The sequence below is a fragment of the Phocaeicola oris genome (assembly GCF_021295095.1).
In the GTDB taxonomy this organism is placed as follows: domain Bacteria; phylum Bacteroidota; class Bacteroidia; order Bacteroidales; family Bacteroidaceae; genus Phocaeicola; species Phocaeicola oris.
This window is the reverse complement of the sequence record NZ_JAJLQX010000015.1, coordinates 26,920-39,011: the sequence shown is the minus strand read 5'-3', so window position 1 is coordinate 39,011 and position 12,092 is coordinate 26,920. Positions and strand designations below refer to the sequence as shown.

Annotated in this window: 12 protein-coding genes and 5 tRNA genes; 1 reads left to right on the top strand and 16 read right to left on the bottom strand. The window is 39.4% G+C overall.

The genetic code is table 11. The features are described 5' to 3' along the window. Positions 1-8: 8 nt before the first annotated feature. The 16 genes from rpoB to rpsU form a co-directional block, all read right to left on the bottom strand. Entirely contained in the window at positions 9-3,821 is a 3,813-nt protein-coding gene (gene rpoB, locus LO761_RS08650) for a DNA-directed RNA polymerase subunit beta (RefSeq protein WP_272817885.1), read from the bottom strand. Positions 3,822-3,921: 100 nt separating this feature from the next. Continuing rightward, positions 3,922-4,296 (bottom strand): 50S ribosomal protein L7/L12, encoded by a 375-nt coding sequence (gene rplL, locus LO761_RS08645; protein WP_272817884.1) that lies wholly within the window; start codon positions 4,294-4,296, stop codon positions 3,922-3,924. Between the two features lie 36 nt (positions 4,297-4,332). Continuing rightward, positions 4,333-4,851, bottom strand: a complete 519-nt coding sequence (gene rplJ, locus LO761_RS08640; RefSeq protein WP_272817883.1) for a 50S ribosomal protein L10 — start codon at positions 4,849-4,851, stop codon at positions 4,333-4,335. Between the two features lie 12 nt (positions 4,852-4,863). Beyond that, the gene (gene rplA / locus LO761_RS08635; protein ID WP_272817882.1) at positions 4,864-5,571 is read right to left on the bottom strand and encodes a 50S ribosomal protein L1; all 708 of its coding nucleotides are present in this window, start codon (positions 5,569-5,571) and stop codon (positions 4,864-4,866) included. Between the two features lie 15 nt (positions 5,572-5,586). Beyond that, positions 5,587-6,030, bottom strand: a complete 444-nt coding sequence (gene rplK, locus LO761_RS08630; protein ID WP_272817881.1) for a 50S ribosomal protein L11 — start codon at positions 6,028-6,030, stop codon at positions 5,587-5,589. 55 nt (positions 6,031-6,085) lie between these two features. Then, positions 6,086-6,631, bottom strand: coding sequence for a transcription termination/antitermination protein NusG (gene nusG / locus LO761_RS08625; protein WP_272817880.1), 546 nt, complete (start codon positions 6,629-6,631; stop codon positions 6,086-6,088). Between the two features lie 13 nt (positions 6,632-6,644). Continuing rightward, positions 6,645-6,839 (bottom strand): preprotein translocase subunit SecE, encoded by a 195-nt coding sequence (secE, locus tag LO761_RS08620; protein WP_272817879.1) that lies wholly within the window; start codon positions 6,837-6,839, stop codon positions 6,645-6,647. A 16-nt stretch (positions 6,840-6,855) separates the two neighbouring features. After that, positions 6,856-6,928 (bottom strand) — tRNA-Trp (locus tag LO761_RS08615). A 43-nt stretch (positions 6,929-6,971) separates the two neighbouring features. Next, positions 6,972-8,165, bottom strand: a complete 1,194-nt coding sequence (gene tuf, locus LO761_RS08610) for an elongation factor Tu (RefSeq protein WP_272817878.1) — start codon at positions 8,163-8,165, stop codon at positions 6,972-6,974. 55 nt (positions 8,166-8,220) lie between these two features. Further along, positions 8,221-8,292: transfer RNA gene (locus LO761_RS08605), tRNA-Thr, on the bottom strand. 10 nt (positions 8,293-8,302) lie between these two features. Further along, positions 8,303-8,375, bottom strand: a tRNA-Gly gene (locus tag LO761_RS08600). Positions 8,376-8,400: 25 nt separating this feature from the next. Continuing rightward, a tRNA-Tyr gene (locus LO761_RS08595) sits at positions 8,401-8,483 on the bottom strand. A 22-nt stretch (positions 8,484-8,505) separates the two neighbouring features. Continuing rightward, a tRNA-Thr gene (locus LO761_RS08590) sits at positions 8,506-8,579 on the bottom strand. Positions 8,580-8,674: 95 nt separating this feature from the next. Next, positions 8,675-8,974, bottom strand: a complete 300-nt coding sequence (gene hpf, locus LO761_RS08585; RefSeq protein WP_272817877.1) for a ribosome hibernation-promoting factor, HPF/YfiA family — start codon at positions 8,972-8,974, stop codon at positions 8,675-8,677. Between the two features lie 15 nt (positions 8,975-8,989). Then, entirely contained in the window at positions 8,990-9,871 is an 882-nt protein-coding gene (locus LO761_RS08580; RefSeq protein ID WP_272817876.1) for a tyrosine recombinase XerC, read from the bottom strand. A 74-nt stretch (positions 9,872-9,945) separates the two neighbouring features. After that, positions 9,946-10,137, bottom strand: a complete 192-nt coding sequence (rpsU, locus tag LO761_RS08575; protein WP_272817875.1) for a 30S ribosomal protein S21 — start codon at positions 10,135-10,137, stop codon at positions 9,946-9,948. A 168-nt stretch (positions 10,138-10,305) separates the two neighbouring features. Here rpsU and LO761_RS08570 point away from each other — a divergent pair, with 168 nt between their 5' ends. Beyond that, positions 10,306-12,087 (top strand): aminopeptidase P family protein, encoded by a 1,782-nt coding sequence (locus tag LO761_RS08570; protein WP_272817874.1) that lies wholly within the window; start codon positions 10,306-10,308, stop codon positions 12,085-12,087. Positions 12,088-12,092: the final 5 nt, after the last annotated feature.

Sequence of the window (12,092 nt, the reverse complement as noted above, 5' to 3'; positions counted from 1 at the left end):
TATTTAATTTATTCAAGGTGGATACTTAATCCTAAGCCTTTCAATTCATGTAACAATACATTCAGAGATTCCGGAATACCAGGAGTTGGCATCGGTTCTCCCTTGACAATTGCTTCATAAGCTTTAGAACGACCATTAACATCATCAGACTTAATAGTCAAAATTTCCTGTAAAACATGAGCTGCACCAAATGCCTCCAATGCCCAAACCTCCATTTCTCCAAAACGCTGACCGCCAAATTGCGCTTTACCACCAAGAGGCTGCTGCGTAATCAAAGAATATGGGCCAATTGAACGAGCGTGCATCTTATCTTCAACCATGTGACCTAACTTCAGCATATAAGCTACACCAACTGTTGCAGGCTGATCGAATTTCTCTCCGGTTTCACCATCATATAAATCTGTTTTGCAGTAATTTGATAATCCTGCCTTATCGGTCCATTTATCCAAATCCTCTAAAGTAGCGCCATCAAAAATAGGTGTTGCAAACTTCAATCCCAAAGTTTTACCTACACGTCCTAATACAGCCTCAAATATCTGACCAATATTCATACGAGAAGGCACGCCCAACGGATTCAAACAGATATCAACGGGAGTACCATCTGCCAAGAACGGCATATCTTCTTGACGAACAACCCTTGAAACAATACCTTTATTACCATGACGACCGGCCATTTTATCTCCAACACCGATCTTACGCTTCTTAGCTATATACACTTTCGCCATCTGAATAACACCAGAAGGTAGTTCATCACCAATAGTAATAGCAAACTTCTGACGTTTCAATTCCGCGTCCATTTCCTTGTATTTCTTCAAATAATTCATAACAAGGTCACGAATCATATCATTTTTGTGAGCATCTGTAGTCCACTTGTTCAACTGTACAGTCTCATAATCCAAACTCTCCAAAACACCCTTATTGAACTTAGCCCCCTTAGCTATAATATCGGCTCCTGTGTAATCTTTTACACCTTGTGACACCTTACCATTAGTAAGAGTAAGAAGTTTACTAATTAAAATGCCTTTTAGTTCATCGGTCTTAGTCTTGAACTCCTCATCCAATTTCGGCATCAAAGCTTTATCAGAATTCTTCTCACTACGAGATTTAATAGCACGAGAGAACAAACGCTTTCCAATAACAACTCCGTGTAAAGAAGGAGAAGCCTTTAAAGAAGCATCTTTTACATCTCCTGCCTTATCTCCAAATATTGCGCGTAATAACTTCTCTTCGGGTGAAGGATCAGATTCTCCCTTAGGGGTAATCTTACCTATTAATATATCTCCAGGCTGAATACGAGCTCCAATACGTACAATTCCTGTTTCATCCAAATCTTTTGTTGCTTCTTCACTAACATTTGGAATATCAGAAGTGAATTCTTCCATTCCACGTTTAGTTTCTCGAACTTCCAAAGAATACTCATCAACATGAACAGATGTCAAAAGATCTTCCCGAACAACCCGTTCGTTTAAAACAATCGCATCCTCATAATTGTAACCCTTCCACGGAATATACGCGACTAAGAAATTCCTACCCAATGCCAATTCTCCATCTGCTGTAGAATAACCTTCAGTAAGAATATCACCTTTATGAACTCTTTGTCCTTTGCTACAAACAGGACGAAGGTCAATTGTCATACTCTGATTGGTACGACGGAATTTTGGAATTTTATATTCTCTAAGAGCAGATTCGAAACTAACAAACTCTTCATCCTCTGTACGATCATATAAAACACGAATCGTAGTGGCATCAACAAAGTCAATAACACCATCTCCCTCAGCTGTAATTTGAGTTCTGGAATCTTCCGCTAATTGTTTCTCAATCCCTGTACCTACTATAGGAGCTTCTGTACGCAACAATGGTACGGCTTGACGCATCATATTAGATCCCATCAACGCACGATTCGCATCATCATGCTCTAAGAAAGGAATCAAAGAAGCTGCAATAGAGGCAATCTGCTGTGGAGATACATCCATCAAATCTATCTTCTCAGGAGAAACAACCGGAAAATCTGCGTCCAAACGAGCCTTAATTCTCTCATTAACAAAAGAACCATTATCCTTTAGCACCGCATTACCTTGAGCTATAATCTTATCCTCCTCTTCCTCTGCAGAATAATAGCTAAGACCATCTTCTGAAAGATCTACCTTTCCGTTTGTAACTTTGCGATATGGGGTAACAATAAATCCTAATTCATTAATCTTTGCATAAACGCATAAAGAAGAAATCAATCCAATATTCGGACCTTCCGGAGTTTCAATAGGACATAAACGACCATAATGAGTATAATGTACATCTCGAACCTCGAATCCTGCACGTTCACGAGTCAAACCGCCAGGACCTAAGGCCGACATACGACGCTTATGTGTAATTTCAGCTAACGGATTCGTTTGATCCATAAACTGAGATAAGGCATTTGTTCCAAAAAATGAATTAATTACAGACGAAATTGTTTTTGCATTAATTAAATCTACAGGAGTAAATACCTCATTATCACGAACATTCATGCGCTCACGAATAGTTCGTGCCATTCGAGCTAAACCAATAGCAAACTGATTAGAGAGTTGTTCCCCAACAGTACGCACACGCCGATTACTCAAATGATCAATATCATCAACATCAGCTTTAGAATTAATTAATTCAATAAGATATTTGATAATCTCTATAATATCTTGCTTTGTCAGAACCTTAACATCCATATCGGTGGTTAAGCCCAACTTTTTATTGATTCTATAGCGACCTACATCTCCAAGATCATAACGTTTTTCGGAGAAAAACAGATTATTAATAACTTCACGAGCACTTGCGTCATCTGCCGGATCTGCATTACGTAACTGGCGATAAATATAGAGGACTGCCTCTTTTTCAGAGTTACTCGGATCTTTTTGAAGTGTATTAAATATAATAGAATAATCAGATAAGTTTGTGCCATCCTTATGAACAAGTATTGTAGAAACCCCTGAATCAATAATCTTGTCTATATCATCTTCTGTTAATACTGTTTCACGTTCAACAACAACTTCATTTCGTTCTATGGAAACGACTTCACCCGTATCTTCATCTACAAAATCCTCAGTCCAAGTCTTTAGAACACGTGCTGCCAACTTACGGTCGACTACCTTCTTCAAATTTGTTTTGTTTACCTTAATCTCCTCTGCAAGATTAAAAATCTCCAGAATATCTTTATCCGTTTCAAAACCAACAGCACGCAATAAAGTTGTAACAGGCAATTTCTTTTTACGATCAATATATGCATACATGACATTATTTATGTCAGTAGCAAATTCAATCCACGATCCTTTAAAAGGAATAATGCGAGCAGAATATAATTTTGTACCATTCGCATGAATACTTTGTCCAAAAAAAACGCCAGGAGAACGATGTAATTGAGAAACTACCACTCGCTCTGCGCCATTAATGACAAATGTACCTTGCGGGGTCATGTAAGGAATAGGTCCAAGATAAACATCCTGAACGACAGTATCAAAATCTTCATGATCTGGGTCTGTACAATAAAGTTTCAATTTGGCCTTTAAAGGTACACAATAACTTAGACCGCGATCCAAACATTCTTCAATCGAATATGTTGGTGGGTCAATGTAATAGTCCAGAAACTCAAGGACGAAATTGTTACGTGTATCTGCAATAGGAAAGTTTTCCGAGAAAACTTTGTACAAACCATCTTTCTTTCGTTTCTCAGGAGGAGTATCCAATTGTAAAAAGTCTTGGAATGACTTCAATTGTACTTCCAGAAAATCCGGATAAGGCATCGGATTCTTAATGGAAGCAAAGCTAATTCTTTTGTTTTCCGTATTTGAAGACATCTGATAAATAATTAAAAGAACTAATAGAATAAAAACAGAAAAAGGTTAAGAATTCTCCCATGAGAATCCTTAACCGAAATATCCTGATTAACAGGCAACTTTACTTAAGTTCAACAGTTGCACCCTCAGCTTCAATTTTAGCTTTCAGAGCCTCTGCATCATCCTTAGACAAGCCTTCCTTCAATGTTGAAGGAGCACCATCTACCAAGTCCTTAGCTTCTTTCAAGCCAAGACCACATTCTTCCTTAACCACTTTAATAACTTTAAGTTTAGCGGCACCGGCCTCTTTCAAAACAACATCGAAAGAAGTTTTCTCTACAGCAGCAGCTTCACCAGCAGCGGCAGGAGCAGCAACAGCAACAGCAGCAGCAGCAGGTTCGATACCATATTCGTCTTTAAGGATAGTTGCAAGTTCATTAACTTCCTTAACTGTCAAGTTAACTAATTGTTCAGCAATAGTTTTTAAATCTGCCATTTTAGTATGAATTTAATTGTTTGTTACTAATTAGAATTATTCGGGACGCTCGCCCAGAGTCTTAAGGACTCCATGAATGGTGTTTGCACCAGACTGAAGAGCAGAAACAACATTCTTTGCCGGAGACTGCAGCAATGCAACAATATCGGCAATAACTTCGTTCTTGCTCTTGATACTTGCAAGAGTATTTAATTGATCTGCACCAATGTAGAAACCTTCTTCCGCATACGCAGCTTTCAAAGTAGGATTTACTTTTTTATATTCCTTCAAAAGTTTAGCAGGAACATTGGCTACTTCTGTAAACATTACACCTGTAGTACCTTTCAACGAATCATACAACGGTGAATAATCTACATTTTCTATACTCGTAAGAGCTTTGTGAAGCAAAGAATTCTTCACAACAACCAATTTGATGCCAGCATCAAAACATTTTTTTCTAAGTTCAGCTGTTGCTTCTGCGTTCATAGCAGTTACATCAACTAAATAGAAATGTCCGTACTTCTTTACGGTTTCAGTGAGCTGACCTATAATTACGCTTTTATCTTCCTTTTTCATGATTTCCTCCTATTATTGGTTATCATCAATGGCTTTAGGATCAACCTTAATACCCTTGCTCATTGTTGTTGAAAGATAAATGCTCTTCATATAAGTACCTTTAGCTGTTGCAGGTTTCAGCTTAATAATTGTATCAAGGAATACACGCGCATTTTCTGCAATCTGCTCCGGAGCAAAGCTAACTTTACCAATAGATGTATGGATAATAGCACTCTTATCTACTTTAAAATCTATCTTACCTTGCTTAACTTCCTTAACAGCCTTAGCAACATCCATTGTTACAGTGCCACTCTTAGGATTAGGCATTAATCCACGAGGACCGAGGATACGACCAAGGGCACCGATCTTTCCCATATTAGACGGCTGAGTGATGATAACATCAACATCTGTCCATCCACCTTTGATCTTTTCAATATATTCTTCAAGACCAACATAGTCAGCTCCAGCTTCTTTTGCAGCATTAGCAACTTCAGTGTCAGGTGAAACAAGTACCAAAACTCGTATAACCTTTCCTGTTCCGTGAGGTAATGAAACCACGCCACGAACCATCTGATTAGCTTTACGAGGGTCAACACCTAAACGCACTGCTATATCGACAGAAGCATCAAACTTTGTAAAAGTAATTTCTTTTAAAAGTTTAGAAGCTTCGTTGAGTGAGTATGCTTTCCCTGCTTCAATTTTTTCAGCGGCCAACTTTTGATTTTTTGTCAGTTTACTCATTATAATTGAAGTTTATTAATTTTTTACCGGGAAATCTCCCTTAACGGCGATACCCATACTCCGAGCTGTACCAGCTACCATTGTCATTGCAGACTCTACAGTAAAACAATTCAAATCAACCATCTTGTCTTGAGCGATTGTCTTGATCTGATCCCAAGTCAATTGGGCAACCTTATTACGGTTGGGTTCACCAGACCCTTTTTTTAACTTAGCCATCTCAACCAACTGTACTGCTACAGGAGGGGTCTTAACGACAAAGTCAAAAGACTTATCAGAATAATAAGTGATAACAACAGGCAAAATCTTACCTGCCTTATCCTGGGTCCTGGCATTGAATTGCTTGCAGAAATCCATAATATTAATACCCTTAGAACCTAAAGCAGGTCCTACGGGAGGTGATGGATTAGCAGCGCCTCCTTTAATCTGTAATTTGATTAATCCAGCAACTTCTTTAGCCATTTCGTTTATAATTTATTATTTAATATATAGAAAGATAATGAGCTTTATTCACTCATCATTCTTTCACGACATCCATAAAGCCAAGTTCTACCGGAGTTTTACGTCCGAAGATCTTAACCATAACTTTAAGTTTCCGCTTATCCTTGTTAACTTCTTCAATGGTACCACTAAATCCGTTAAAAGGACCAACAATAACTTTTATAGCATCACCAACTATATATGGAACAATGGGTTCTTCCCTTTCTTCTTGAAGTTCATCTACCGTACCAAGAATTCTGTTGATTTCCGAAGGACGAAGTGGAGTCGGATTATCCATACCACCTAAAAAGCCCAACACATTAGGAGTATTTCTTAAGTGATGAGGAACCTCGCCTACCAGTTCAGCTTCAATAAGCACATATCCCGGAAGATAACTCTTCTCTTTGAGGATTTTCTTACTGCCATGAACCTGATATACCTTCTCTGTCGGAATCAACACCTGAGATACGTGTTTAGCAAAGGTAGGGTCATTTTTCATATCAGCCTCGATATATTCCCTCACCTTGCTCTCTTTACCACTTACAGCACGTAAAACGTACCATTTTTTTTCAACCTCAGACATTTTGCAGAATTAATTAACGCGGATAAATGATATCCTCCATCAAGAATTGGAAGACCGAATCCATAATGAACACTATCAACGCAATGAGTAGGGAAGCATATAAAACAACCACTGCGCTATTAGATAATTCTTTACGAGTTGGCCATGTAGTTTTATGGACTAATTCGTCATAAGATTCTTTGCAATAATTGACAATTTTCTGAAACATAATTATTAATTATTAGCACGGGAGGAGAGACTCGAACTCCCGACCCTCGGTTTTGGAGACCGATGCTCTACCAACTGAGCCACTCCCGTAGAATTCGGTTCTCAATACGAGAACCGAATCTTATTTTAAAAATTAATCTTCAAGAGCTGTAATCTGACCAGCACCTACGGTACGGCCACCTTCACGAATAGCGAAACGAAGACCAACGCTAAGAGCAACCGGATAGATCAACTCTACACTGATTGTTACGTTATCGCCCGGCATTACCATTTCTACACCTTCCGGAAGAGAAATTTCACCGGTACAATCCATTGTACGGATATAGAACTGTGGACGATACTTATTATGGAATGGAGTATGACGACCACCTTCTTCTTTCTTCAGAATGTAAACCTCAGCTTTGAACTTAGCGTGAGCTTTAACCTGTCCCGGATGGCAAAGAATCATACCACGCTTAATTTCCGCCTTATCAATACCACGAAGTAACAAACCTACGTTATCACCAGCTTCTCCTTCATCAAGAATCTTACGGAACATCTCAACACCTGTAACAACCGATTTCTTATCTTCACCAAGACCAAGGATTTCAACCTCATCGCCAACTTTAATAACACCTGTCTCAATACGACCTGTAGCAACAGTACCACGACCTGTAATTGAGAAGATATCCTCAACCGGCATCAAGAATGGTTTATCCTTATCACGCTGTGGCAATGGAATCCATGTATCGACAGCTTCCATCAGCTCCAATACTTTATCTTCCCACTTAGCAACACCATTCAACGCGCCAAGAGCAGAACCACGAATAATAGGAGTATTATCGCCATCATAGCCATAGAATGAAAGCAATTCACGCATTTCCATTTCTACCAATTCCAACATTTCCTCATCATCAACCAAGTCGCATTTGTTCAAGAATACAACCAAACGCGGTACGTTTACCTGACGAGCCAAAAGGATATGTTCACGTGTCTGAGGCATAGGACCATCAGTTGCGGCAACAACAATAATAGCACCATCCATCTGAGCAGCACCGGTAACCATGTTCTTTACATAATCGGCATGTCCCGGGCAGTCAACGTGAGCATAATGACGATTAGCAGTTTCATACTCTACGTGAGATGTGTTGATAGTAATACCACGTTCCTTCTCTTCCGGAGCGTTATCAATCTGATCGAATGATTTAACCTCATCATTCTTTGAAAAACCCTTCTCAGCCAAAACTTTTGTAATGGCAGCTGTTAAAGTGGTCTTACCATGATCAACGTGACCAATTGTACCAATGTTAACATGCGGTTTCGTACGTTCAAATTTCTCTTTAGCCATAGCTTTACTTGTTATTTATTTGATTAATGATCAATTTTACTTCTTTAATTTAAAGAGCTGTTACCGAGAGTTGAACTCGGGACCTCTTCCTTACCAAGGAAGTGCTCTACCACTGAGCTATAACAGCAATCAATCAGAGCGGAAGACGGGACTCAAACCCGCGACCCTCAGCTTGGAAGGCTAATGCTCTATCAACTGAGCTACTTCCGCAATTTAAAGGCTGTTTTCAACCCTGTGGGCAAAGATGGATTCGAACCACCGAAGGTATAAACCAGCAGATTTACAGTCTGCCCCATTTGGCCACTCTGGAATTTGCCCAACTTTCGCTTAACTCTCTTCGAGCCTCTTGTCGGATTCGAACCAACGACCCCGAGATTACAAATCACGTGCTCTGGCCAACTGAGCTAAAGAGGCTTATTTAATAAACTTTGCAGCCGTCGTATTTCGAAGCTAAGCGGCTGCAAAGTTAGTTAATTATTTCTTATCGCAAAAACTTTTCGTATTTTTTTTTATTTACCACGAAGTTTTTCTTTTGCCTTTGTTAATTGCTTAGATAACGCATCTATACAAACATCCACAGACTCTTCAAATGTATCACTTACCTTCTCTGCAAAAAACTCACCATTCAACGCATTAACTTTTATACTCGCGTTCTTGTTATTTGCAGTTTCCGGTTTTACTACTTTTAATAACACCTCCACCTTACTTATATTATCGCAATACTTTTCCAATTTCGCAGTCTTCTTCTGAATGAAATTCTGAAGTTTCTCAGATGCATCGAAATGAATAGCTTGAATTCTAACTTCCATAAGTACCTCCTTTTTTTACGCTCTTGGATGAGCTTGTTCATAAACTTTTTTTAGTTCCTCAAAAGTTGTATGCGTATAAATCTCCGTCGTCGATAAACTCTCGTGTCCCAATAATTCCTTCACTGCTCCTAATGCCGCATTATTATTCAGCATATTCGTAGCAAACGTATGTCGCAACACGTGAGGACTTTTTTTCTTCAACGTAACAACTTTCGAAAGGTTTCGTCTTACTAAATTATAAACCAAACCTGCGTACAATCTCATTCCATTCTTTCGAACGAAGAATGCTTCACACCGATTCGGAACAGCCTCGTTTCTTACCTTTACATAATACCGCATCATCTCTCTCAGCTCTTCGCCGAACGGAATCAGCCGCTGTTTATTCCTTTTTCCTGTTACTTTAATAAGCGATCCGGAAAAATCTATATCCGCTTCATTCAGCCCAATCAATTCGGAGCATCTCATGCCTGTGTCATAAAACATTTCAATGATTGTTTTATCCCGGCAGCCTTCAAAATCATTCTCAAACGGAATGTCATCCAGCAATTGGTTCATCTCGTCTTCCTTGACAAAAACAGGTAATGGCTTCTTTTTCTTTGGACCGACAATCTTACACGTCGGATCCGCATCAACAATACCTTTTCTTAACAAGAAGCGATAGAACGAACGCAGCGAACTCAATTTCCGATTTACCGAAGTAGCCTCCATCTGCTCATCCATCAGACTCATCATCCAATTTCGAATGATATCGGTATCTACCGTCGTAAAATCTATTTCCGCATCTACACTTTTAAAATATACCTCAAATTGTGTCAAATCTATCCTATAACTGTTCACTGTCAACTTCGAATAGTTCCGTTCCCATTGAAGGTAATTTAAAAAGGACTCTATCAGCATAAGAAACGTTACTTTTATTATTCAGCAACGAATATATGGAAAGAATTCAATAATTCAAAGAAAAAACTGAGAAATTAATCTTCCTGTTGATGAAGTTTCTGAACATAGATAGCATGCTCACGCTCAAGTCTCTTTAATACAGATGGCTTGTCGTACTGCTGTCTTGATCTTAACTCTTTAACAACACCTGTTTTTTCGAATTTACGTTTAAACTTCTTCAAGGCTCTTTCAATGTTTTCGCCTTCTTTTACTGGTACAATAATCATTTTTTGTTATTAAAATTTAGATATAAATATATGTATACTTTACTTTCAAAATAAGTGGGACAAAATTACACATACTTTCTTTATCTACAAAACTTTCACTAAAATTTTATCTGAAATAGATAAGAAATCGTATCTTTGTTAGCAATAAATGATTTAAATATCCAAATTATGGGAAATATAATTAATGACAGATTAAACGCGTTACGCGAAGTAATGCGCAAGGATGGTGTAAGTGCGTTTATCATACCTACAACCGATCCTCACAGTAGTGAATACCCCGCTGAACATTGGGAAGCCCGTAAATGGATTTCCGGATTCAATGGATCGTATGGCACCGTTGTCGTGACTTTAAACGACGCCGGACTTTGGACTGATTCCCGCTACTTTATTGCAGCTGCCGAGATGTTAAAAGGAAGTGATATCAAACTGTTTAAAGAGAAAATACCGGGAACACCTACTCGACCGGAATGGTTGAAGAATGTTTTGAAAGCGGGTGACTTTATCGGTGTAGACGGATGGGTAAACGGCTTACCTTTAAAGAATGAGATTGATGAGGTGTGTGGTGAGAAAAACATAAAACTGAAATTAATAGACGACCCGTTTGACAAAATTTGGAAAGACCGCCCTGTCATTCCTCTCGAAAAAGTGAACATTCATCCCATGAAGTTCGCTGGACGTACCACACAAGAGAAGCTAAAGCACATTCGCGCAGCCGTCAAAGAGAATGGATGCGACAGTGTACTGATTGATTGTTTGGAAGATATTGCATGGACATTGAACCTTCGAGGTAACGATGTTCATTGCGTTCCGGTATTCATCAGCTACCTGTATATCTCTCAAAATAAAGTGGTACTATATATTAATAAGGTAAAGCTCACTCCGGAAGTGGAGGTCTACTTGAAAGAAAATAACGTTCAGGTAAAGCCATACGAGGCTGTCAAAGAGGATATTAAGCATGCCGAAGGTACCCTTCAAATCTCACAGAAACTGAATCTGACTCTTACGCTTGAAGCTTTGCGTCATCTAAAGAGAGTTAAACGTATAGAACCTCCAACGGATGTGATGAAATGCGTGAAGAATGACATTGAAATCAAAGGATTCCGCAAAGCTATGGAAAAAGATGGTGTTGCCATGGTAAAATTCAGTATCTGGCTGGAGAAAGCTGTCCCACAGGGTGGAGTAACCGAACTGTCGGCAGACGCAAAAGTAACCCAATTACGTTTAGAGCAACCCGACTGTAAGGGAATAGGCTTTGATTCCATAGCAGCTTATGGTGCTCATGCGGCCGGACCGCACTATCATACCACCAAGGAATCGGACTGCGAATTGCTTCCAAAGGGCTTGTTCCTGCTGGACAGCGGCGGACAGTATCTGGATGGTACCACCGACATTACACGCACCTTCCCGCTCGGACCGACTACAGAAGAGGAACGCATCGACTATACATTGGATTTAAAAGGTCATCTGCAGGTTCAAAATGCTGTCTTCCCTGAAGGGACTTGTGGAACGCAAATTGACTGTCTGGCTCGTCTTGCCATGTGGAAACATGGCATTAACTATCTACACGGAACCGGTCATGGAGTAGGCGAATATTTAAGTGTTCACGAAGGTCCCCACCAAATGCGCATGAATTGGATGCCGACTCCTTTAATGGCAGGTATGACACTGACCGACGAGCCGGCTATCTATAAGCCCGGACGTCATGGTGTTCGTCATGAGAATACATTGTTAGTGGTTCCGGCTATGGAAACCGCTGATGGTAAGTTCTTAAAATTCGAACCACTAACACTCTGTCCTATTTATAAAGAGCCTATCATTATTGATATGCTCACTCCGGAAGAGCTTCAATGGCTCAATGAATATCACAAGATGGTTTACGATCGTCTCTCCCCATATTTAAACGAGGAAGAAAAGACATGGTTAAAGAATGCTACTTCACCTTTAAAATAATAGGA